This window comes from Pseudomonas vancouverensis, assembly GCF_004348895.1.
In the GTDB taxonomy this organism is placed as follows: Bacteria; Pseudomonadota; Gammaproteobacteria; order Pseudomonadales; family Pseudomonadaceae; genus Aquipseudomonas; species Aquipseudomonas vancouverensis.
Map to the genome: position 1 here is coordinate 131,853 of NZ_RRZK01000002.1, position 20,074 is coordinate 151,926.

The following is a 20,074-nucleotide window of genomic DNA, read 5'->3' on the forward strand; positions in this document are numbered from 1 at the left end:
TCGCGATGGCGGCGATACATTCACCCTGAATGAGTCTGATCGACCGCTATCGCGAGCAAGCTCGCTCCCACGGAACGCTCTAGCCGCTGATCCTTGCCGATTCACCCTACAAATCCAGCAGTTATTTCCGCGCAGTGCCACTAGAATGCTATGCATTGGACCACAGCCAACGGAACTGTCATGTCGCATCGCTCGCCCCTGTACTCTCAGCGTTCGTTGGTCCTCACACTGGTCGCCCTGCTGAGCGCCGGCTTCCTGGCCACGTCCCTGCTCAGTTATTACGCTTCGCGGGCGTCCATCCGCGATAACATCGTCAACACCGAACTGCCACTGACCTCCGACACGGTCTATTCGGAAATCCAGAAAGACCTCGTCAGACCGATCCTGATTTCTTCGATGATTTCTCGCGACACCTTCATGCGCGATTGGGTGGTCAACGGCGAAAAAGACCCCGACCAGATGACCCGCTACCTCAACGAGGTCATGACCCATTACGGCGCCTACACGGCGTTTTTTGTCTCCAACACCAGCCTGACCTACTACCACGCCAAAGGCGTGCTCAAACACGTCAGGACCGATGAACCCCGCGATGCCTGGTACTTTCGCGTGCGTGACATGAAGGCCCCGTACGAGATCAACGTCGACCCGGACCTGGCCAACAAGGACAACCTGACGTTTTTCATCAACTACAAGGTCTACGACTACAACAACCGCTTCATCGGCGCCGCGGGTGTCGGCCTGACGGTCGACGCGGTGATCAAACTGATCGACAAGTATCAGCAGCGTTATCAGCGCAGCGTGTACTTCGTCGACAACTTCGGGCGCCTGGTGCTCACCGGCGCCGAAGGCGGGCCGCAGGGCGCGCACATCGGTCAGAAACTCAGCGACCTCGACAGCATGAAGGAACTGGTCGGCCGACTACCCAAACCCCACAGCGGCAGTTACGAATACTCCGGCCAGGGTCAGGGCCACTTTCTCAATGTGCGCTTCATTCCGGAGCTGAACTGGTACCTGTTCGTCGATAAGCTCGAAGACAGCGCCCTCGGTGAAATCCGCCAGTCGCTGTACCTCAATTTGCTGATCTGCCTGCTGGTGACGCTGATCGTGCTGACCCTGCTCAATCGCGTGGTCAAGCGTTACCAGGACAAGATCCAGGCCCAGGCCACCCTCGACAGCCTGACCGAATTGCCCAATCGCCGCGGTTTCGACCTGCTCGCCGCACAAGCGATGCACGAGGCCCAGCGCGAGCCCAAACCGCTGACGGCGTTGCTGCTGGACCTGGACCACTTCAAGGCATTGAACGACACCTACGGGCACCTCGCCGGCGACCAGGTGCTGATCGGTTTCGCCCGGGACCTGCAAAGCTGCCTGCGCCACGCCGACATTGTCTGCCGCTGGGGCGGCGAGGAATTCATCGTCCTGCTCAAGGACACCGACGGCAAGACCGGGCAGATGATCGCCGAGAAAATCCGCCAGCACGTCGAACAACAGCGCTATGCCTACAACGATCAGGCGCTGCAAGTGACCGTCAGCATCGGCCTGACCACCCTGCAACCCGATGACACCTTGCACAGCCTGCTGTCGCGGGCGGATCATGCGATGTACCGGGCCAAGCAAAGTGGCCGCAATCGAACCTGCATGGAAATGCCTCACTCCAGTTATGAGCCAGCCTGATCTCTGCCCGGCCTGCGGTGCAGCCAACGACTGCACCCTGGCCGACCCGCGAACCGCCGACCGTGCCTGCTGGTGCTTTGGCGTGAGCATCGATCCGGCGGTGCTCGAAGCATTGCCGGATGAACTGCGCAACGCCGCCTGCCTGTGCCCGCGCTGTGCCCAGGTCGAGGCGCAGTTGCAAGCAGCCAAGCGCCCAATCGCGTAAGATGCGCGCCCCTTTCCGGACTGATCCGTAAGTCATGCGCGTCGACCGCTTTCTCAGCAACCTGCCCTGCTTCAACCGCCAGCAAGTGCGGCTGTTGCTGGCGGAAAAACGCGTGCGCATTGACGGCGTGGTGACCAGCAATCCACACAGCGAAGTCCGCGAGTTCAGCCGCGTCGAGATCGACAATGACGTACTGCAACTCGGCAAACCCCTGCGTCACTTCATGTTGCACAAGCCCGTCGGCTGCGTCAGCGCCACCAAGGACCCGCAGCACCCGACCGTGCTCGACCTGATCAACGAACCGGACAAGGACGATCTGCACATCGCCGGGCGCCTGGACTTCAACACCACCGGTCTGATGATCATTACCAACGACGGCAGCTGGTCGCGGCGCCTGACCCAACCGCGGACCAAACTGCCCAAGGTCTATTACGTCGAAACCGAACAGGACATCGGCCCCGAGTACGCCGACACCTTCCGCGAAGGGCTGTACTTCGCCTTCGAAGACCTCACCACCCAACCGGCAGTGCTTGAGTTGCTTGGGCCGAAGTCCGCACGCCTGAGCATCGTCGAAGGCCGCTATCACCAGGTCAAACGCATGTTCGGCCACTTCAACAACAAGGTCACGCGCCTGCACCGCGAACGCATGGGTCCACTGGTGCTCGACGCAGCGCTGAAACCGGGCGAATACCGCGCGCTAGACAGTCATGAGATCGGATTGATCTAAGCCGCGACCGCTTAGCAGAAGTTGTCGAACAATTTACCAACGGCACTTGCGCGATCTGAACTCCCCTGCTTGAATCAGGGCGTCGGCCGAAATGTGACCGATGAGTCACCACATACTTCTAAGAAACTTTTTGCCGGTAGGAACCCCCAGGGTTCCGGCCTCACCCGGCAGACTGCCCGCCAATAACAATACCCGTCGACCGGACTGCAGTGGATCGACATGGGCCTGCAAATTCCAAGGCGTATGCCTACCTGTCACAAAGCTCGTGCAATCTCTTTTTGCGCGCATACCCGCTTGCCAGGAGTCTTATGACATGAGGCCAGAAATCGCTGTGCTGGATATACAGGGTCAGTATCGGGTTTACACGGAGTTCTATCGCGCAGACGCCGCAGAGAAGACCATTATCTTGGTCAACGGCTCGATGGCCACGACTGCGTCGTTTGCACAAACCGTGAAAAACCTCCACCCGCAGTTCAACGTCGTCTGCTACGACCAGCCCTACGCGGGCCGGTCCAAAGCCCACAACCTGCATGAAAAGATGCTCACCAAGGAAATCGAAGGGCAGATCCTGCTGGAGCTGATCGACCACTTCGGCGCCGAGCACGTGTTGTCGTTTTCCTGGGGCGGTGCGGCGACCATGATGGCGTTGTCGCAACGACCACGGCGCATCGAAAAAGCCGTGATCAGCTCGTTCTCGCCAGTGATCAACTCGCACATGCTCGACTACCTCGAGCGCGGCGTCGAACACCTCGGCAACCTTGATCGCGACCGCGTCGGCCACCTGGTCAACGACACCATCGGCAAGCACCTGCCGTCGTTGTTCAAGCGCTTCAACTATCGCCACGTCAGCTCCCTGGCCGAGCATGAATACGGGCAGATGCACTTCCACATCAACGACGTGCTGCATAGCGATCGCCAGTGCTACCTGCACGCGGCGAAGAAAATCGACGTGCCGGTGCTGTTCCTCAACGGCGAATGGGACGAATACACCGCCGCCGCCGACGCCCGGTTGTTCGCCAACCACGTGCAGCACAGCACGTTCAGCACCCTGCAGGCCACCGGTCACTTTCTCGACATGGAGCACAAGGCCGCCTGCCGGGACAGCCGCAACGCACTGATGGGCTTCCTCAAACCGGCCCAGTACGACAGCCGACCGCGTCACCACAACCTCCAGGAACACCATGCACTGGCAAGCTGAAACAGAGTCATCGCGAGCAAGCCCCGCGCTACAGCGTTAACGCCGTCCTGTAGACGCCAGGCTTGCCCGCGATCGACCGTCGCGCTGTGCCTGATCTTCCGTTACACCCGCGCTAAACCCGCCCCACACAAAGAAAAACTTCAAATCCCCCGCCGTATCTGGTACAAAGTCAGCGCTCTGAGCGGGTGTCGTATAATGGCATTACTCCAGCTTCCCAAGCTGATAACGAGGGTTCGATTCCCTTCACCCGCTCCAATCGAATTTTGATCTCACGTCAGGGTGGTTTTTGACGGGGGATGCAGAGACAGAAAAAACCGGTCCAAGTGGCCGGTTTTTTTGTGCCTGGCATTTTGCTTCACGTCCTCTCTGAAACGCCTGGCAATACACAAAGCCAATCGGATCAGGCCTGCGCAAAGCCATTACAACGACTCACTTCTACACTCGGCTTCTGACGCTTCCCCCCCCCACAGGGTGGATTTGGTGGTTATAGTGTTGATAACGAGAAATCAGTAGGTATAGTAACCACAAGCACACCACAGGGAGGTGATGCGAACAGCCGATTTTTGATTAGCCAACTCGTTGCGGACGGCTGGTATCTGGTGAGAGTCAGAGGCAGTCATCACCACTTCAAACACCCGACAAAGCCCGGGCTGGTGACAGTCCCTCACCCAAAGAAAGACCTGCTCAAGAAAACGGCCCTCAGTATTTTGCAACAGGCGTTGCTCTAAGGAGCCCGTCCCGCTCAGTCCGCGGAGGACAAAAACATGCTGTACCCAATTGCTATCTCAATGGGCGACGAACAACACGCGTGGGGCGTTGAAGTCCCCGATATTCCGGGATGTTTTTCAGCAGGCGAAGACCTGGATGACGCGATGGCCATGGCGCGGGAAGCCATTGAAGGCCACTTCGAAATACTGGCCGAAGACGGCTCGCAGATTCCACCCGCGAATAAAGTGACCTTGCACGCAGCCAATCCGAAGTACGCAGGGTGTGCATGGGCTCTGGTGGATATTGATGTCACCAAGTATTTGGGAAAGGCCCAGAAGTTGAACATCACCTTGCCTGGCTACCTGCTCAACCGAATTGACGAGTACGTCTTGCATCATCCGGAAGAAAAAAGCCGGTCAGGCTTTCTGGCCTCGGCAGCGCTCAAGGTATTGCAGCAGAGTTGATGGATCAAATTAACACCAGCCGGTCCTGGTGACCGGCCTTCCACCTGCGGGATTTGTACATGACCCAAAACATCTACGACGACCCAAAATTTTTCCAGGGCTACAGCCAGATGGCCCGCTCCATCTCTGGCCTCGACGCCGCCCCTGAATGGCCGGCACTCCAGGCCATGCTGCCGCCCATGCAAGGCCTGAACGTGATCGACCTCGGTTGCGGCTACGGCTGGTTCTGTCGCTGGGCCAGTGAGCAAGGTGCTGCGAGCGTATTGGGGCTGGATGTGTCGCAGAAGATGCTGGATCAGGCGCGCAAGACCACCACTGCGTCGAACATCCGTTACGAACGCGCGGACCTTGAACAATTGGATCTGCCTGCCGCCAGTTTCGACCTGGCCTACAGCTCCCTGGCACTGCATTACATCAAAGACCTGCCAGGGCTGTTCGCGAAGATTCATACGGCACTGAAACCCGGCTCGCGTTTGGTGTTTTCCATCGAGCATCCGATCTTCATGGCGCCGCGCAATCCGGGCTGGATCATCGACGCCGAGGGACGCAAGCGTTGGCCGGTGGACAGTTATCAGATGGAAGGCGAACGTGTCACGAATTGGCTGGCAGACGGTGTGATCAAGCAGCATCGCACCTTGGGCACATTGCTCAACAGCCTGATAACCGCGGGGTTCAGTATCCAGCATGTCAACGAATGGGGGCCGTTGGATGCCGAGGTGGCCGCACAACCCGCGCTGGCTGAGGAACGGGAACGGCCGATGATGCTGTTGGTGGGCGTAGAGCGTTGATGGAGAAAAACCAAAGTCGATCGAACCTGTAGGAGCAAGCTCGCTCCTACAGGTTTTGTGTCGTGTCAGCGTGTGGCAACAATGAACAGCCGCGGAAACGGCAACAGCACCGAACCATCGGCCAACGCCGGATAGGCCTGTACAATCGCCGCCTCATATTGCTTCAGGTATTGCGCCCGCTGCGTCTCATCCAGAGGATCGAGAAACGGCCGCAAACCACTGCCCTTGAACCACTCCACCACACCGGCTGCGCCCGCGGCGAGCGGGTGATGGTAAGTGGTCCGCCAGATATCCACCCGCGCGCAGTGCGGACGCAGCATCGAGTAGTAACCGCTGGCGCTCTCCATCTCGGTCCGCAACCCGGCCGCTCCAGTCAGTTTGCCTGCCCATGGACCATCCGCTGCCACTTCGCGCATCAAGCGGTGGGAATGCTCATTGAGGTTGTCCGGCATCTGGATCGCCAGGCTGCCACCGGGCGCCAGTTTGCTCACCAGCGCGGGCAGCAATGTCGCGTGATCGGGCAACCATTGCAGCACCGCGTTGGCGAAAATCACATCGAACGGACCAGGCTCGCTCCAGGTATCGATATCGGCCATATCGAATTGAACCTGCGGCAGACGTTTGCGCGCGGCCTCGATCATGTCGGCGGAACTGTCCAGCCCGCGCACCGTGGCGTTGGCAAAACGTTCCACCAGCAACTCGGTGGAGTTGCCCGGACCACAACCAATGTCGATGGCCGAGCGCACATCGCCTGCGGGAACAGCCGCCAGCAGATCCCGGGCGGGTCGGGTGCGTTCATCTTCAAAAGCGACGTACTGCTTGGCGGACCAGCTCATTGCGTTCTCCTGTCGGGGCGATTTCCTCGGGATCGCTACGATACCTCGTCGAGCGGGTGTTGCCCTATCCCGACCTTCGGCGCAGATCAGTTCTGTTGCTCGATACGGACAGAATTATCAGCACTCTCGCGATGTCAGAAAAGCAGGCCCCTCCAACAAGGAACACGATCATGTCATTCGCCAAAGTCGCACAGAAACTCGCCCTGTGGGCCGGCAGTCCGCGGACGTTCCTGGGGGCGATCATTCTGATTTTTCTGTGGGGGTTGAGCGGGCCGGTTTTTCATTTCAACGACACCTGGCAACTGATCATCAACACCTCGACCACCATCATTACTTTCCTGATGGTGTTCCTGATCCAGAACACGCAAAACCGCGACACCGATATCCTGCACCTGAAAATCGATGAATTGTTGCGTGTGACCAAGGAGGCGCAAAATGCCATGCTCGGCCTCGAGGCGCTGGATCTCAAGCAACTGGAAGCCCTGAGAAAGCAGTATCGGGAACTGGGCGAAGGCGAGACCGTTTGCCTGGACAAAACGCCCACTGAAACACCGGAAAAGCCCAAACTTGAATAGGCGCTGCCCAGGGGCCTGCGCGGGTGACTGAGCGTCACCGGCGCAACCCGGCACTTAGCGACTGGCTTGCAGCGCCTTGGCCATCTGCAAATGACTTTGCAGTTTCGGCAGGGTTTCTTCGGCAAACGCCTTGATCTGCGGCACATCGGTGGTTTGCGCCTCCTGCTGAAGCTGATCGATGGCTTCCTGAGTGGTTTTCACCTGATTGGCCGCGTAGGCCTGATCAAAATTCGCACCCTCCAGCACTTCCGGCATCAAGGCCTTGGCCTTTTCCACGACCTCTTCGCGCGGGGCGACCGGCAGGTCCAGTTGCTTGGCGATTTTCGCCAGGTGCTGATTGGCCGTGGTGCGATCGTTGATCACGACAATGGTGTAGTCCTTGATCTCTTTGGACTCGGACTTCTGATGCGCCAGGCGACTGGCTTCGATATCGGCAATGCCCTTGGCCGAGGCATCGTCGATGAATTCGGCGGGGGTCTGGGCAAAGGCACTGCTGGCACACAGGCCCAGTAACAGGATGAAACCGCTGTTGCGTAATCGGGTGGCCATCCGTTTCATGGTCGCGCCCTCCTCGTTGAACATTCAAACGGGAGCTTTCGCTCCCGCTTCTCAATCAAAACCATCACGATCCATTACTTGGATTTCTGTCCTGGCTTACGGCCCATATCGGGTTTTGGCTCTTTATCGACAGTGGTCGTGGTGGTTTTCCCACCTTTGCGACCTGCTTCAGACGCCTTGGTTCGATCGTTGGCGAAGTTTCCGGAGTTCGAGTTTCTTGAGTTAGGCATGATTCTCTTCCTCTTGGTGGTAATCGCGGCGAGCTGTAGCCCGCATAGAATCTGAATGGAGGCGTCGCAAAAGGTTTAGAGAAATCGGCGGATGCCGCGACGAACGGCGATCGGTCCTTCAGACCTGCCCGAGATGATGGGTGCGCTTGGCGCTGTACATCGCTTCGTCGGCGTGCCTGAACAGTTGTTTTTCGTCGGTGCCGTGATCCGGGAATCGAGCGACGCCGATACTCGACTGAATGTTCAGGCTATGCCCGTCCAGCCGCAGGGGCTGGGCCAGGACCTGGCGGATTTTCCCGACCACGGTGTCGGTGTCTACCGAGGCCTGGATGCTGTGCAGCAACACGACAAATTCATCGCCGCCGATGCGCGCCACGGTATCGGTTTCCCGCACGCAGCCCTTGAGGCGATTGGCCACTGCTTGCAGGAGCATGTCGCCCACCCCATGGCCGAGGGTGTCATTGACCTGTTTGAAACGGTCAAGATCAACGTACAGCAGGGCCATGCGTCCCTTGTCGCGCCGGGCCGTTTCCAGGGATGCCTTGAGCCGTTCACGCAGCAATTCGCGATTGGGCAGCTGGGTCAACTGGTCGTATTGGGCCATGCGCTCCAGGCGCGCGTGCAACTGCTTGCGCTCGATGGCGGTGGCCACCTGGGCGCAGACGTATTGCAGCAACTCCTTGTCCTGCTCGGTATAGCGTTCGCCACCGGGAATGCTCTTGACGATCAAGGCGCCGATGGTGCCCTTCTGCGCGTTCAGCGGCACACCCAGCCAGCACGATGCAGGCTGCCCGCTCACCACGACCTCGAACCCCGCCGGTGCTTCCTGCTGCTCCGGGGTCAGCAGGATCGGCTGACCGCTGCGGATGACTTCGGCGCACAGGCGTTCGGTGAGCGTGCCGGGTTGTTCCGGTTGTGGCTCATGATCGTCGACGTGATAGGGAAAATTCAGCTGCGCGCAGTGCTCATCGTACAGCGCCACGGAGAAATTCAGCGCCGGCAACCATTCACCGATGATCAGGTGAATGCGCTTGAACAGCGCCAGCAGATCCTCCGCCGCATGTGCCGCTTCGGAAATCGCGTACAACGCCGCCTGCCGGGATTCGGCCAGCTTGCGCTCGGTGATGTCGCGGGCCACGGCAACACGCAACTGGTCGACTTCGGACCAGCGCGCCGACCAGAGGATATGCACCACCCGGCCGTCCTTGCGCAGGTAGCGGTTCTCGAAATTGAGCTTGGGCTCACCGGCCATGATCTCTCGCGCGGCATCGAGGGTGCGCTGGCGGTCGGCCGGGTGCACCAGTTCAATCATCGACTGGCCGATCAGCTCGGCGGGGCTATAGCCGAAAATGCGTTCGCAGGCCGCGCTGACAAAGACGAAGCGCCCTTGCTTGTCCACCGCACACACGGCGTCCAGCAACAGGTCAATGTAACTCGCCAGCGGCGCGGAGTTTCGGCTGTCCATGGTTCAGTGTGGTTATCCGCAAAGTGCAGCGCTCATCCACCGTCCGTGCCCAGTCTGCCGCGCATCCTTGCCCTTGTGTTCAAGCTTTGTTCGGCATCAACCCCGGCAACGCATGCACCAGCGCGTTGATGGCGAAACCGATGAACATCACCCCGCACAGCCGAGTGATTGCCAGTTCATGGCGCTGGTACAAGGTACGCACGCGCCTGGCACCGACGACGCCAATGAGAATAGCGTAGGCGAGCAATCCGCCAATGAAACTCAGTGCGATCAACGCCGGCAGCATGGACCAGTTGAGCAACTCGGCACGGCTCGACAACAACGCTGTAAAGGTCGCCACCGCCACCGGATAGGCCTTGGGATTGGTCAGGCCGAACAGGATGCCATGCCAGAACGGCTGTCGCGCCGGGCCTTGGGGCGCATCACCGTTGCTGCGCCGGGCACGCACCGCACGCCAGCCGAGCCAGAACAGATACAGGCCGCTGAGCACGCCCAGCACATCGAATGCGGTGCTGCCGATCTCCCGCGCACCGACAATGGCAATCAACGCCGTGCTGCACCAGACCACATCGCCCAGCAAATGCCCGCACAGGAATCCTGCCCCGGCCCGCCGTCCATGGGCCGCACCTATGCCGAACACCGCCAGCACGCCAGGCCCCGGGGTGATGCCATAGATAAAACCCGAGGCCAGCACGGCCATAAGCAATGAGGGGGTCATGGGAGGTCCTTTTGAGCGACGAGGTGAATGAGCGTCAGTCTATATCAGCTTCAGCGGCGCAGAATGCCGGGGGATTGAAGAAATTCAGCGCTGATTGCTCGCGCTGACAATCCGTTCGTTCAACCAATTCAAAGCTTGATCGCCACTGCGTCGTGTGTGCCAGACCAGCACGAAGCTGAACGAAGGAATCTGAAACGGCGGCGGGACAATGATCAGGCTGTGGTCGTCGATGTCATGCAAGCCCCGGGAGGCGACAGTGAGTATCAGGTCGGTGCCGCTGATCAGCTGCGGCGCGACGCTCCAGTGCGGCAGGCTGAGGGCCACGCGGCGACGTTCGCGCAAGGCTGTCAGGGCGCGTTCGATTTCCGGTGTGCCGCTGCCGCGCATTTCCAACAGTACATGGGGGCGAGACAAGTAACTGCGCAGATCAAGGACGCCATCAAGCGACAGGCTGTCGCGGTCGAGCAGGCAGGCGTAGTGCTCCTCGAACAGCGGCGTACTGCGCAACTCATGGGGCAGTTCCGGAAAAACGCCGACCGCAACGTCGACATCACCATTGAGCACAGCGTCGAGCATGCCTTCGCGGCTGCTGCCATGGCTGATTTGCAAATCGATGCCCGGCGCTTCGTGGCGCAATGTGCGAATAAGCCCAGGTAGGACGATCGCCGCGCCGTAGTCGGACATCGCCAGACGAAACCTGCGCTGGGTGGTGGCCGCATCGAATCCACGAGGCGCCAGCAGCGCCTGCACCTGGGCCAGCGCTTCGGCCAACGGCGCCATCAGTTCCAGCGCGCGCGGCGTCGGCACCAGCCCCGCGCCACCACGCACCAGCAGCGGGTCACCGAGCAGATCGCGCAACCGCGCCAGGGCATGGCTGACGGCAGGTTGACTCAAGTGCAAACGCTCGGCCGCCCGGGTCACGTGCTGTTCGCTGAGCAAGGCGTCGAGTATCACCAGCAGGTTGAGGTCGATGCGGCGCAGATCATTCATCTGGTGCATGTTCTGGATAGCAAAACGGAATTTAAATTTGCGCGACGAATAGCCTAGAGTCCAGCAAAACCTGTTGGAGCAAGAACATGAGTACATTGCATTGGGTGGGTCTGATGGTTCTGGCGATGATCGCCGGGGCGGTGGTGCCTTTTCAGAGCGCGATCAACCTCAACCTCGGCCGCGGCCTCGGCCATCCGCTGTGGGCGACCCTGGCGTCATTGCTGGTGAGCATTGTGGTATTGCTGCCGGTGATGCTGGCCATGCGACTGCCTCTGCCGACACTGGCATTCATCAGCAAGGCGCCGTTGTGGATGTGGGCTGGCGGCGCGTTTGGGGTGTGTTTCATTTCCCTGGCCCTGATGCTGCTGCCCAAACTGGGCGCCGCAGGGTTCATGGCACTGGCGCTTACCGGGCAAGTTGTGGCGTCGTTGCTGCTGGACCACTTTGGCTGGTTTGACTTGATGGAACGGCCGATCAGCTTGGCCAAAATGTCGGGAGTCGTGTTGTTGATGGTCGGGGTGGGGTTGATCCAGTTCAGTGAGTCAGCCACAAAAAACCTCGTGGCGACAGGATGAGACTTTGTCACTGAGCAGTCTCGGCAGCAGGGCATGATAAAGTCGTCGCCTTTCAGCCCCATTTTGCTTTGAGACTTTGATCGCAATGACCGATTTCCAGGATGTCGACGCCCAACTTGAAGACTGGAACGCCTTGCGCAGCAGTGCTGCATTCAGCGGTTTGCTGGTGGGCAACGGCGCCAGCCGTGCGGTGTGGGATGACTTCGGTTACGAGTCGCTGTTCGAAAACGCCCGCACTGTCGAAGAAAAACCCCTCAGCCCCTCCGAGCTGAGTGTGTTCGATGCCATGCAAACCCGTAGTTTCGAGCAGGTGCTCGGCGCGCTGAAGACCACCAGTCGAGTCAACAAGGCCCTGGCTGTCAGTTCGGCAGCACCACGCAATCGCTACTACGCGATCAAGGAAGCGCTGATCAACACCGTGCATGCGGTGCACATTCCATGGCGTCTGGTGGTGCCTTCGACGTTGGCGGCGATCAACCAGGAGCTGGCCAGTTATCGCACGGTGTTCACCACCAACTACGACCTGCTCAACTACTGGGCGCTGCAACACGAGCCGGAGGCGATCAGCGATCTGTTCCAGGGTGCCGAACCCGGCTTCGACCTCAGCGCTACCGCCACCGACAAGACCCGTTTGCTCTACCTGCACGGCGGCCTGCACCTGGTGCGCAATCAGGACGGCACGGCACGCAAGCTGATGTCCACCGAGGGCACTTTGCTGGGCAACTTCGCCATCAACAACACGATCAAGACCCTTGATGACGTGCCGCTGTTCGTCAACGAAGGGCCGAGCGCGGACAAGCTCAAGACCATCCGCAGTTCCGATTACCTGTCGTTCTGCTATGAGCAGTTGCTCGGCCATGGGCTGGGGCTGTGCATCTTCGGTCACGCGCTGGGTGAGCAGGACAGCCACATCATCCACGCCCTGCGTCTGGCGAAACCGCAGGTACTGGCGATCTCGATTTATCCGCGCAGCAAGGCGTTCATTCAGCATCAGAAGCGGCATTACGCGAAGCTGTTCGAGGGGACCGGCGTGGAGCTGCGCTTTTTTGATTCAAAAAGCCATGCGTTGGGCAGTTCGAAGCTGTCTGTCCCGGTCGAGGTTTAGCAGCGCCTGACATGACTCACTCTTCCGTGCTGTGCACCACCACCAGCAACTGTGCCTGAACCTCCCCCACTGACCTGAGCCGGTGCGGCTTCTGCGCATTGAAGTGCAGCGCATCGCCGCGTTCGAGCAGCACGCGTTCGTTCATGAAGTCGACTTCCACTCGCCCTTCGTGGACGAACAGAAACTCCTCGCCCAAATGCTCCTTGAAGGTCTTGTCGGTGAACTCTGTCGGCGGATAGATGATAAATGGCAGCAGGCTGCGTTCGCTGACCTGATGGGCCAGCACCGCGTAGCCGGGGCTCTGGTCATTGGCGGCCAGGGACTGGCGTTCGTGACTGCGCACCAGGCTGTAGCTGTCGAGGCTGACGCTTTCTTCGGCAAACAACTCCTCGACCTTCACGTTCAGCGCCTTGGCCAGTTTCAGCGCGGCCGCGATCGACGGCGTGTTCAACCCGCGCTCGACTTTCGACAGATAACTCTTGGTCATCCCGGATTTTTCGGCCAGCGCCTCCAGGGTTACGCCGAGTTTTTTTCTCAGTAATTTCAAACGGATAGACATGTAGAGCGATTAATCCATCAAGGAGGCAACGATTTGTCCTTGCCAATGACACAAAGTGTCATATAGCCTCTTTAGTGTCATTTGCACTCACCGACAACTTTGCGAGGTACCGGTGCAGCGCAAAACCGACGTCCATTGAACCACCCAAAGGACACCGATATGGCCAAGACATTAGCACTGCCCAAAGAGCAACTGGTCAAGCACGCGCTGAGCCAAATGCAAAATACCCTGGCGGATAATACGTGGACCGACCGGCAAAAGCTGGCCCTGACCTGCCGGATTCTGTTCGAGAACGGTCACGACTCCGGCCTGGCCGGGCAAATCACCGCCCGTGGCTCGCAGCCTGGCACTTACTACACTCAGCAACTGGGCCTGGGTTTCGACGAAATCACCGCGAGCAACCTGCTGCTGGTCAATGAAGACCTGGAAGTGCTTGAAGGCCACGGCATGCCCAATCCGGCCAACCGCTTTCACAGCTGGGTGTACCGCGCCCGAGCGGATGTGAACTGCATCATTCACACCCATCCGACCCACGTGGCGGCGCTGTCAATGCTGGAAGTGCCGCTGCAGATTTCCCACATGGACCTCTGCCCGCTCTACGACGACTGTGCGTTTCTCGAAGGCTGGCCAGGCGTGCCGGTGGGCAACGAGGAAGGCGAATTGATTGCCGGAGCACTGGGCGACAAACGGGCGATCCTGCTTTCCCACCACGGTCAGTTGTCCACCGGCGCCACCATTGAGGAGGCTTGCGTCATTGCGCAATTGATCGAACGCGCGGCGAAGCTGCAACTGCTGGCGATGAGTGCCGGAACCATCAAGCCGATCCGCCCCGAACTGGGTCGCGAAGCCCACGACTGGATTGCCCGGCCCAAGCGCCACGCCGCCGCGTTCAACTACTACGCCCGGCAAAACCTGCGTCAGCACGCCGATTGCCTGAACTGAACCCAGCCCTTTTGCCAGGAGAAACACCATGTCCAACAACCCTATTCACGGCATCATCGGCTACACCATCACCCCGTTTACCGCTCAGGGCGACAGCGTTGACCTGGACGCCCTCGGGCGCTCGATCGACCGCCTGATCGACAGCGGCGTACATGCCATTGCCCCGCTGGGCAGCACCGGCGAAGGCGCTTACCTGAGCGATGCGGAGTGGGATCAGGTCAGCGAATTCAGCATCCGCCACGTGGCCAAACGGGTGCCGACCATCGTCAGCGTGTCCGACCTGACCACCGTAAAAGCCGTGCGTCGCGCCCGTTTTGCAGAGGCGCACGGCGCCGACGTGGTAATGGTTTTGCCGGCTTCCTACTGGAAACTCAGCGAAGCGGAAATCCTCGCCCACTATCGCGCCATTGGTGACAGCATCGGCGTGCCAATCATGCTGTACAACAACCCGGCCACCAGCGGCACCGACATGTCGGTCGAGCTGATCCTGCGTATTTTCAACGCCGTGGAAAACGTGACCATGGTCAAGGAGAGCACCGGTGATATCCAGCGAATGCACCAGTTGCAGCGCTTGGGCGAAGGTCAGGTGCCTTTCTACAATGGCTGCAATCCATTGGCGCTGGAAGCCTTTGCAGCCGGAGCGAAAGGCTGGTGCACCGCCGCGCCGAACCTGATACCGCAGCTCAACCTGGATTTGTACGAAGCCGTGTTGAGCAACGACTTGCACAAGGCACGCGAGCTGTTCTATCGGCAATTGCCGCTGCTGGACTTCATTCTCAAAGGCGGTTTGCCGGCGACGATCAAGGCCGGTTTGCGCGCGACCGGGCTGGAGGCGGGGGACCCGCGTTTACCGGTGTTCCCTCTGGGTGAGGCGGGTTGCGGTCAATTGCACGATTTGCTGAATGCATTGCGCTGAAGCATTTCGCCCCTGTAGGAGCGGGCTTGCTCCTACAGGGGGAGCGTAACTGGACTACAAAACCGGTAAGGTCTTGTCCTTGATCACCTTGGTCGGGCCGTTGGACTTGACGGCGGCAATTCCCTTCTCCATGGCAGCGGCCGTCGAATAGGATTCGCTGCTGCCGATGATTTCGTGATTGCCGGCCTTGAGGTTGAAGTAAGGGTGACCGTCCTTGGTGCTCTTTTTTTCGTAACGCTCATCCAGCGGGCTGTTGCTCTGCACCGCGGCAATGCCTTTGTCCGCAGCGGCATGGGTGGTGTAGAGCTCGCTGGTCAGAATGGTTTCGGCGTTGGCGGCCTTGAGGACAAACCGGTACTGACCGGTGCTGCTTTTGCTCACTTCGTACCATCCGGACATGATGTCGCTCCTGTCGATTGATCCAGACCAAGTCGCCTGACAGTAAAGACCGTCCGTGGGGTTTAGCCACTGAACGGGCACCCTCGACGGCACGCCTGCTCGCGAAAAAGACGGACAGGGCCCGCGTTATTTCACCGCAGTACGTACCACCGACAGCTCTGGCACCTGCCCTCGTCGCTGACTCAGGTAGCGCGTACAACTCACCCGCAGAAACGAAGCGAAGTTCACCACTTCGCCGCGATAGTCCATCACCTCTTCATACAGCTTGGCGATCAACTGGTTGGTGGTCATGCCATCGACTTCGGCGATTTCGCTGAGGATGTCCCAGAACTGATTCTCCAGGCGCAGGGTGGTGACCACCCCGCAGATGCGCAGCGAGCGGGAGCGCGATTCGTAGAGAATCGGATCGGCCTTGACGTACAGCTCGCACATGGAAAGGTCCCCCGTTACAGCGTGATTTTGGTACCGAGCAAACCAAGGAACCCGGCCAGCCAGTTCGGATGCGCAGGCCACGCCGGCGCGGTGGCCAGATTGCCCTGAACGTGCCCGTCCGTCACGGCGATGTCGATGTACGTGCCGCCAGCCAGGCGCACTTCCGGGGCGCAGGCCGGATAAGCGCTGCATTCGCGACCTTCAAGAATCCCCGCCGCCGCCAGCAGTTGTGCACCGTGGCACACAGCGGCGATGGGCTTACCGGCCTTGTCGAAGTCACGCACCAGCTCCAGGACTTTTTCATTCAGGCGCAGGTACTCCGGAGCACGACCGCCAGGGATCAGCACCGCGTCGTAATCCGCCGCCTTGACCTTGGAAAAATCGAAGTTAAGCGCAAACAGATGGCCCGGTTTTTCGCTGTAGGTCTGATCGCCTTCGAAGTCGTGGATCGCCGTACGCACGGTTTGCCCGGCGGTTTTGTCCGGGCATACGGCATGCACCGTGTGGCCCACCATCAGCAATGCCTGAAACGGCACCATCACTTCGTAGTCTTCGACGTAGTCGCCAACCAGCATCAGAATTTTTTTCGCCGCCATGGGAAGGACTCCTCTGGAAAATGCGTGGGCATGCAGGAGTATTCAAGGTAGTCCCATTCCGCGAGGTCAGGTAACAGCCGGCTACTACTTGTCGGATCGTGATGGCGATTCACAACTGTACGGATAACTCTGCGCCTATCTGTAACAGCTGCTTACACTTGCTTTGTGGCTAGATAAAGCCATCTTCCGCCCACCTGATTCTGGTTGCCATCATGTCCTCGCGCGAAAACACCGGCATGGCCCTCGGCCTGCTCGGCGTTGTGATCTTCAGCCTCACCCTGCCCTTCACGCGGATCGTCGTGCAGGAACTCCACCCACTGCTCAACGGCCTGGGACGAGCGCTGTTTGCGGCGATTCCGGCGGCCCTGCTGTTGCTGTGGCGGCGGGAAAAATGGCCGACCTGGAAGCAGGTCAAAGGCCTGACACTGGTGATTGCCGGGGTCATTCTCGGTTTTCCGGTGCTGTCGGCCTGGGCCATGCAGACGCTACCGGCATCCCATGGCGCGCTGGTCAATGGATTGCAGCCCCTGTGCGTGGCGCTTTATGCCGCCTGGCTGTCCCACGAACGACCCTCGAAAGCCTTCTGGGCCTGCGCGGCGCTAGGCAGTGCGTTGGTATTGGGCTATGCGTTGATCAGCGGTGCCGGCAGCATTCAGGCCGGTGACTTGCTGATGCTCGGGGCGATTGCCGTGGGTGGCCTGGGTTACGCCGAAGGCGGTCGCCTGGCCAGGGAGATGGGCGGCTGGCAGGTGATCTGCTGGGCGCTGGTGTTGTCGACACCCCTGCTGATCGGCCCCGTGGTGTATCTGGCGCTGCAACATCAGGGTGAAGTTTCGGCCAAGACCTGGTGGGCCTTCGGTTACGTTTCGCTGTTCTCGCAGTTCATCGGTTTCTTTGCCTGGTACGCCGGCCTGGCCATGGGAGGCATTGCCCGGGTCAGCCAGATCCAGTTGCTGCAGATTTTTTTCACCATCGCGTTTTCAGCGCTGTTTTTTGGCGAGCACGTTGAGCCCATCACCTGGGTGTTTGCCGTCGGCGTCATCCTCACCGTGATGCTCGGACGCAAGACCGCCATCAAGCCTGCGCGCGTGGCCACGGCATAACCCTGGCAGCGACTGCGGCTTAGCAACCGCCATCGCCAGCAAGCCGGCTCTGACGTTTACAGGTAACCGTCAGCGCGCAACAGCGTTTCCAGGCAATGCTCACTGATGTGGTAGAAGTCCTTGAGCTCCTGAATCTTCATCAGCAACTGCGCCGGGTCCACCGGCTCGGCGCGTTTGACGGCCAGGATCATCTTGTTCTTGTTGGTGTGGTCCAGTGAGATGAACTCGAAGACCTTGGTTTCGTAGCCGCAGGCTTCAAGGAACAGCGCACGCAGGCTGTCAGTGACCATCTCCGCTTGCTGCCCCAGGTGCAGACCGTATTGCAGCATCGGCTTGAGCAACGCCGGGCTCTGGATTTGCAGGCGAATCTGTTTGTGGCAGCACGGTGAGCACATGATGATCGCGGCACCCGAGCGGATACCGGTGTGAATGGCATAGTCGGTGGCGATGTCGCAGGCATGCAGGGCAATCATCACCTCCAGTTCGCTCGGCGCCACGCTGCGCACATCGCCACACTTGAACACCAGCCCCGGGTGTTCGAGCCTGGCAGCCGCGCTATTGCACAACGTGACCATGTCTTCGCGCAGTTCGACACCGGTCACTTCCCCTTCGGCTTTCAAGGTGTTGCGCAGGTAGTCGTGGATGGCGAACGTCAGGTAACCCTTGCCCGAGCCGAAGTCCGCCACGCGCACCGGTTTGTCCAGCGCCAGCGGGGACGACGTCAGCGCATGGCTGAACACTTCGATGAACTTGTTGATCTGTTTCCACTTGCGCGACATCGCCGGGATCAGTTCATGCTGCTTGTTGGTCACGCCCAAATCGGCGAGAAACGGCCGGCTCAGGTCGAGAAACCGGTTCTTCTCGCGGTTGTGCTCGGCGGACGGCACTTCACGCAATTGCTGAGGTTTGCTCTTGAACAGCGAACTCTTGCCCTTCTTGCTGTATTCAAGCTGCGCCTCATCGGTCAACGACAGTAAATGCGCATTTTTGAACGAAGCAGGCAGCAGTTGCGCGATGCTCTCCACGCCGTCGGTCAACGGCAGGTTCTTGGTGATGTCACGGGTCTTGTAGCGATAAACGAAGGACAGACACGGCTTCGCCTTGACCGTGACCGGCTTGATGATGATCCGCTGCAAGTCAGCTTCTTCACCAACATATTTGCCCAGCACCAGTTTGATGAAGGCGTTCTGTTCCAGACTCGATTGCAGCAGTTCGATGAACTGGGCGTGATGATCCGGCGCGAGGCTGGCGGGAGTAGCGGTAACGGACATGAAAAAACGAGCCTCGGCAAAGCGAATCGGGGTATGCCGGCTATTTTAGGGGGGACGAGAGGTTTGGGCACGGAGTTATTTCACGACAGGCCCCGATTGCCCCTCCCTCCAGGCCCCGAGAAAGACCTTTGAATTCAGGATTCGACCAATCGCAGCTTGCGGCTGCAGGGTGAGTTGATGATGTGTTTGACGATCAACCCCACCGGCACCGCCCAGGTCAGACCGTTGGCCGGATCAGTGACCACTGCCACCGTTTCGGAACTCGCAGCGACATCCAGGCGTCGACGATCGTTGCATGACTTGAGAATGCCATAGGCATGGCTGACCAGCCTTTCCGCCAGGTGCATCGGCACCGCCATCCCCTGCAAGTGCTTCACTGCACGACAGAAGAGCAGTTGATCATCACTCTCCCCCTCGCCTTCATGACGTGCCAGGAAGGCCTGGGCAATGGCCAGCAACTCCTCATTCAAATCCACCTGCTCATCGTGTTCACTCATGTTCAAGACTCCTGCGTCTCATCCGCTGGCTCCGCCAGGACAACGACAGGCCGGGCAGCCCGACGCAGGTCGGGCCCGGCGCAAGGCAGATGCACCGCCGGATTGGGCATGCCACTGGGCGAGAGTTCGTGGGTCATTTCAAATTCGGCGCGAACCGACCAGCCACACGCCTCGGAAGTACATTGCAAGTACGCTACCCGGAGGAAGATGTGCCGCCCTTCACTGGTTCGAATACGCATTTTGCTCAAACAATGCGGGCATACCATTTTGTAAGTACTCATGCGTCGTGGCCGGTAGTCATTGAGTGGAAATCGAACAGATCAAACGCAATTCGAGTTGTCCCCTGCGTCGTGACGTTCCGCTCTTTTAAACAACCTGTGCCTGTCAAAAAAAAATGCAACGGGTTGACGCACGGGAAGTACGGGCAATGTTCGTAGGAATTGACCCTGATACCATTAGGAAGCTTCGACATCGTATTCTTCTGATTCATAGTTGATGATTGATTACTGCAAAAAAAAGAGTACTCATTACGCATAACTTAGG

Annotated in this window: 26 protein-coding genes and 1 tRNA gene; 14 read left to right on the plus strand and 13 right to left on the minus strand. The window is 59.3% G+C overall.

The features are described from left to right. Positions 1-180 precede the first annotated feature (180 nt). From EIY72_RS00800 to EIY72_RS00835, 8 genes are all read left to right on the plus strand, one after another. Positions 181-1,674, plus strand: a complete 1,494-nt coding sequence (locus EIY72_RS00800; RefSeq protein WP_093225669.1) for a sensor domain-containing diguanylate cyclase — start codon at positions 181-183, stop codon at positions 1,672-1,674. Continuing rightward, positions 1,661-1,879, plus strand: a complete 219-nt coding sequence (locus tag EIY72_RS00805) for a cysteine-rich CWC family protein (protein ID WP_093225672.1) — start codon at positions 1,661-1,663, stop codon at positions 1,877-1,879. Before EIY72_RS00800 ends, EIY72_RS00805 begins: the two co-directional genes overlap by 14 nt. A 34-nt stretch (positions 1,880-1,913) precedes the next feature. Further along, on the plus strand, positions 1,914-2,606 hold the full coding sequence (locus EIY72_RS00810) for a pseudouridine synthase (RefSeq protein ID WP_093225675.1): 693 nt from the start codon (positions 1,914-1,916) through the stop codon (positions 2,604-2,606). 313 nt (positions 2,607-2,919) lie between these two features. After that, positions 2,920-3,804, plus strand: a complete 885-nt coding sequence (locus tag EIY72_RS00815) for an alpha/beta fold hydrolase (RefSeq protein ID WP_093225678.1) — start codon at positions 2,920-2,922, stop codon at positions 3,802-3,804. Positions 3,805-3,985: 181 nt separating this feature from the next. Then, positions 3,986-4,059: transfer RNA gene (locus EIY72_RS00820), tRNA-Gly, on the plus strand. A 308-nt stretch (positions 4,060-4,367) separates the two neighbouring features. Continuing rightward, positions 4,368-4,532 carry a type II toxin-antitoxin system HicA family toxin gene (locus tag EIY72_RS00825; protein ID WP_197678802.1) on the plus strand — a complete coding sequence of 55 codons (165 nt, stop codon included), beginning with the start codon at positions 4,368-4,370 and terminating at the stop codon, positions 4,530-4,532. Positions 4,533-4,568: 36 nt separating this feature from the next. Then, complete coding sequence (locus tag EIY72_RS00830; RefSeq protein WP_093225684.1) at positions 4,569-4,976, plus strand: type II toxin-antitoxin system HicB family antitoxin; 408 nt, start codon at positions 4,569-4,571, stop codon at positions 4,974-4,976. 59 nt (positions 4,977-5,035) lie between these two features. Continuing rightward, entirely contained in the window at positions 5,036-5,764 is a 729-nt protein-coding gene (locus EIY72_RS00835; RefSeq protein WP_093225687.1) for a class I SAM-dependent methyltransferase, read from the plus strand. Between the two features lie 65 nt (positions 5,765-5,829). On the opposite strand, the gene tam is transcribed toward EIY72_RS00835, so the two are convergent. Continuing rightward, complete coding sequence (gene tam / locus EIY72_RS00840; RefSeq protein WP_093225690.1) at positions 5,830-6,600, minus strand: trans-aconitate 2-methyltransferase; 771 nt, start codon at positions 6,598-6,600, stop codon at positions 5,830-5,832. 170 nt (positions 6,601-6,770) lie between these two features. On the opposite strand from tam, the gene EIY72_RS00845 reads away from it, so the two are divergent. Beyond that, complete coding sequence (locus EIY72_RS00845; protein ID WP_093225693.1) at positions 6,771-7,175, plus strand: low affinity iron permease family protein; 405 nt, start codon at positions 6,771-6,773, stop codon at positions 7,173-7,175. Positions 7,176-7,229: 54 nt separating this feature from the next. On the opposite strand, the gene EIY72_RS00850 is transcribed toward EIY72_RS00845, so the two are convergent. From EIY72_RS00850 to EIY72_RS00870, 5 genes are all read right to left on the minus strand, one after another. Continuing rightward, the gene (locus EIY72_RS00850; protein ID WP_093230702.1) at positions 7,230-7,733 is read right to left on the minus strand and encodes a DUF4142 domain-containing protein; all 504 of its coding nucleotides are present in this window, start codon (positions 7,731-7,733) and stop codon (positions 7,230-7,232) included. A gap of 74 nt (positions 7,734-7,807) precedes the next feature. Continuing rightward, positions 7,808-7,963 (minus strand): KGG domain-containing protein, encoded by a 156-nt coding sequence (locus EIY72_RS00855; protein WP_093225695.1) that lies wholly within the window; start codon positions 7,961-7,963, stop codon positions 7,808-7,810. A 118-nt stretch (positions 7,964-8,081) separates the two neighbouring features. Then, a complete protein-coding gene (locus EIY72_RS00860) occupies positions 8,082-9,428 on the minus strand; it encodes a sensor domain-containing protein (RefSeq protein ID WP_093225697.1) in 1,347 nt (448 codons plus the stop codon). 79 nt (positions 9,429-9,507) lie between these two features. Then, positions 9,508-10,146 (minus strand): LysE family translocator, encoded by a 639-nt coding sequence (locus EIY72_RS00865; protein WP_093225699.1) that lies wholly within the window; start codon positions 10,144-10,146, stop codon positions 9,508-9,510. An 84-nt stretch (positions 10,147-10,230) separates the two neighbouring features. Then, entirely contained in the window at positions 10,231-11,145 is a 915-nt protein-coding gene (locus EIY72_RS00870; protein WP_093225701.1) for a LysR substrate-binding domain-containing protein, read from the minus strand. Positions 11,146-11,222: 77 nt separating this feature from the next. Between EIY72_RS00870 and EIY72_RS00875 the strand changes: the two genes are divergently transcribed. Together EIY72_RS00875 and EIY72_RS00880 are read left to right on the plus strand one after the other, a co-directional pair. Beyond that, positions 11,223-11,711 (plus strand): DMT family transporter, encoded by a 489-nt coding sequence (locus EIY72_RS00875; protein WP_093225704.1) that lies wholly within the window; start codon positions 11,223-11,225, stop codon positions 11,709-11,711. Positions 11,712-11,796: 85 nt separating this feature from the next. After that, on the plus strand, positions 11,797-12,816 hold the full coding sequence (locus EIY72_RS00880) for a DUF4917 family protein (RefSeq protein WP_093225706.1): 1,020 nt from the start codon (positions 11,797-11,799) through the stop codon (positions 12,814-12,816). A 16-nt stretch (positions 12,817-12,832) separates the two neighbouring features. On the opposite strand, the gene EIY72_RS00885 is transcribed toward EIY72_RS00880, so the two are convergent. After that, complete coding sequence (locus EIY72_RS00885) at positions 12,833-13,375, minus strand: helix-turn-helix domain-containing protein (RefSeq protein WP_093225709.1); 543 nt, start codon at positions 13,373-13,375, stop codon at positions 12,833-12,835. Positions 13,376-13,534: 159 nt separating this feature from the next. Here EIY72_RS00885 and EIY72_RS00890 point away from each other — a divergent pair, with 159 nt between their 5' ends. Both EIY72_RS00890 and EIY72_RS00895 read left to right on the plus strand, forming a co-directional pair. Continuing rightward, complete coding sequence (locus tag EIY72_RS00890) at positions 13,535-14,317, plus strand: aldolase (RefSeq protein WP_093225712.1); 783 nt, start codon at positions 13,535-13,537, stop codon at positions 14,315-14,317. Positions 14,318-14,345: 28 nt separating this feature from the next. After that, a complete protein-coding gene (locus EIY72_RS00895; RefSeq protein WP_093225716.1) occupies positions 14,346-15,233 on the plus strand; it encodes a dihydrodipicolinate synthase family protein in 888 nt (295 codons plus the stop codon). A 54-nt stretch (positions 15,234-15,287) separates the two neighbouring features. On the opposite strand, the gene EIY72_RS00900 is transcribed toward EIY72_RS00895, so the two are convergent. The 3 genes from EIY72_RS00900 to EIY72_RS00910 all read right to left on the minus strand — a co-directional run bounded on the left by EIY72_RS00900 (position 15,288) and on the right by EIY72_RS00910 (position 16,660). Beyond that, a complete protein-coding gene (locus EIY72_RS00900) occupies positions 15,288-15,632 on the minus strand; it encodes a YegP family protein (RefSeq protein ID WP_093225719.1) in 345 nt (114 codons plus the stop codon). 126 nt (positions 15,633-15,758) lie between these two features. Further along, entirely contained in the window at positions 15,759-16,064 is a 306-nt protein-coding gene (locus EIY72_RS00905) for a ribbon-helix-helix domain-containing protein (RefSeq protein WP_093225722.1), read from the minus strand. A 14-nt stretch (positions 16,065-16,078) separates the two neighbouring features. Continuing rightward, the gene (locus EIY72_RS00910) at positions 16,079-16,660 is read right to left on the minus strand and encodes a DJ-1/PfpI family protein (protein WP_093225725.1); all 582 of its coding nucleotides are present in this window, start codon (positions 16,658-16,660) and stop codon (positions 16,079-16,081) included. Positions 16,661-16,872: 212 nt separating this feature from the next. Between EIY72_RS00910 and EIY72_RS00915 the strand changes: the two genes are divergently transcribed. After that, the gene (locus EIY72_RS00915; protein ID WP_093225729.1) at positions 16,873-17,763 is read left to right on the plus strand and encodes a DMT family transporter; all 891 of its coding nucleotides are present in this window, start codon (positions 16,873-16,875) and stop codon (positions 17,761-17,763) included. A gap of 56 nt (positions 17,764-17,819) precedes the next feature. On the opposite strand, the gene EIY72_RS00920 is transcribed toward EIY72_RS00915, so the two are convergent. The 3 genes from EIY72_RS00920 to EIY72_RS00930 form a co-directional block, all read right to left on the minus strand. Further along, positions 17,820-19,034, minus strand: coding sequence for a class I SAM-dependent methyltransferase (locus tag EIY72_RS00920; protein WP_093225733.1), 1,215 nt, complete (start codon positions 19,032-19,034; stop codon positions 17,820-17,822). A gap of 134 nt (positions 19,035-19,168) precedes the next feature. After that, on the minus strand, positions 19,169-19,531 hold the full coding sequence (locus tag EIY72_RS00925; RefSeq protein WP_093225736.1) for a hypothetical protein: 363 nt from the start codon (positions 19,529-19,531) through the stop codon (positions 19,169-19,171). 2 nt (positions 19,532-19,533) lie between these two features. Next, positions 19,534-19,812: an Ogr/Delta-like zinc finger protein gene (locus tag EIY72_RS00930; protein ID WP_093225738.1), complete on the minus strand. Its 279-nt coding sequence runs from the start codon at positions 19,810-19,812 to the stop codon at positions 19,534-19,536. Positions 19,813-20,074: the final 262 nt, after the last annotated feature.

Excerpts from the sequence above, each read along its gene's own strand:
- EIY72_RS00925 (WP_093225736.1), bottom strand. The coding sequence starts at position 19,531 with ATGAGTGAACACGATGAGCAGGTGGATTTGAATGAGGAGTTGCTGGCC.
- EIY72_RS00800 (WP_093225669.1), top strand. The coding sequence starts at position 181 with ATGTCGCATCGCTCGCCCCTGTACTCTCAGCGTTCGTTGGTCCTCACA.
- EIY72_RS00875 (WP_093225704.1), top strand. The coding sequence starts at position 11,223 with ATGAGTACATTGCATTGGGTGGGTCTGATGGTTCTGGCGATGATCGCC.
- EIY72_RS00915 (WP_093225729.1), top strand. The coding sequence starts at position 16,873 with ATGTCCTCGCGCGAAAACACCGGCATGGCCCTCGGCCTGCTCGGCGTT.
- EIY72_RS00895 (WP_093225716.1), top strand. The coding sequence starts at position 14,346 with ATGTCCAACAACCCTATTCACGGCATCATCGGCTACACCATCACCCCG.
- EIY72_RS00930 (WP_093225738.1), bottom strand. The coding sequence starts at position 19,812 with ATGAGTACTTACAAAATGGTATGCCCGCATTGTTTGAGCAAAATGCGT.
- EIY72_RS00845 (WP_093225693.1), top strand. The coding sequence starts at position 6,771 with ATGTCATTCGCCAAAGTCGCACAGAAACTCGCCCTGTGGGCCGGCAGT.
- EIY72_RS00805 (WP_093225672.1), top strand. The coding sequence starts at position 1,661 with ATGAGCCAGCCTGATCTCTGCCCGGCCTGCGGTGCAGCCAACGACTGC.
- EIY72_RS00920 (WP_093225733.1), bottom strand. The coding sequence starts at position 19,034 with ATGTCCGTTACCGCTACTCCCGCCAGCCTCGCGCCGGATCATCACGCC.
- EIY72_RS00850 (WP_093230702.1), bottom strand. The coding sequence starts at position 7,733 with ATGAAACGGATGGCCACCCGATTACGCAACAGCGGTTTCATCCTGTTA.
- EIY72_RS00885 (WP_093225709.1), bottom strand. The coding sequence starts at position 13,375 with ATGTCTATCCGTTTGAAATTACTGAGAAAAAAACTCGGCGTAACCCTG.
- EIY72_RS00900 (WP_093225719.1), bottom strand. The coding sequence starts at position 15,632 with ATGTCCGGATGGTACGAAGTGAGCAAAAGCAGCACCGGTCAGTACCGG.
- EIY72_RS00815 (WP_093225678.1), top strand. The coding sequence starts at position 2,920 with ATGAGGCCAGAAATCGCTGTGCTGGATATACAGGGTCAGTATCGGGTT.
- EIY72_RS00835 (WP_093225687.1), top strand. The coding sequence starts at position 5,036 with ATGACCCAAAACATCTACGACGACCCAAAATTTTTCCAGGGCTACAGC.
- EIY72_RS00905 (WP_093225722.1), bottom strand. The coding sequence starts at position 16,064 with ATGTGCGAGCTGTACGTCAAGGCCGATCCGATTCTCTACGAATCGCGC.
- EIY72_RS00880 (WP_093225706.1), top strand. The coding sequence starts at position 11,797 with ATGACCGATTTCCAGGATGTCGACGCCCAACTTGAAGACTGGAACGCC.
- tam (WP_093225690.1), bottom strand. The coding sequence starts at position 6,600 with ATGAGCTGGTCCGCCAAGCAGTACGTCGCTTTTGAAGATGAACGCACC.
- EIY72_RS00910 (WP_093225725.1), bottom strand. The coding sequence starts at position 16,660 with ATGGCGGCGAAAAAAATTCTGATGCTGGTTGGCGACTACGTCGAAGAC.
- EIY72_RS00890 (WP_093225712.1), top strand. The coding sequence starts at position 13,535 with ATGGCCAAGACATTAGCACTGCCCAAAGAGCAACTGGTCAAGCACGCG.
- EIY72_RS00870 (WP_093225701.1), bottom strand. The coding sequence starts at position 11,145 with ATGCACCAGATGAATGATCTGCGCCGCATCGACCTCAACCTGCTGGTG.
- EIY72_RS00860 (WP_093225697.1), bottom strand. The coding sequence starts at position 9,428 with ATGGACAGCCGAAACTCCGCGCCGCTGGCGAGTTACATTGACCTGTTG.
- EIY72_RS00810 (WP_093225675.1), top strand. The coding sequence starts at position 1,914 with ATGCGCGTCGACCGCTTTCTCAGCAACCTGCCCTGCTTCAACCGCCAG.
- EIY72_RS00830 (WP_093225684.1), top strand. The coding sequence starts at position 4,569 with ATGCTGTACCCAATTGCTATCTCAATGGGCGACGAACAACACGCGTGG.
- EIY72_RS00865 (WP_093225699.1), bottom strand. The coding sequence starts at position 10,146 with ATGACCCCCTCATTGCTTATGGCCGTGCTGGCCTCGGGTTTTATCTAT.
- EIY72_RS00855 (WP_093225695.1), bottom strand. The coding sequence starts at position 7,963 with ATGCCTAACTCAAGAAACTCGAACTCCGGAAACTTCGCCAACGATCGA.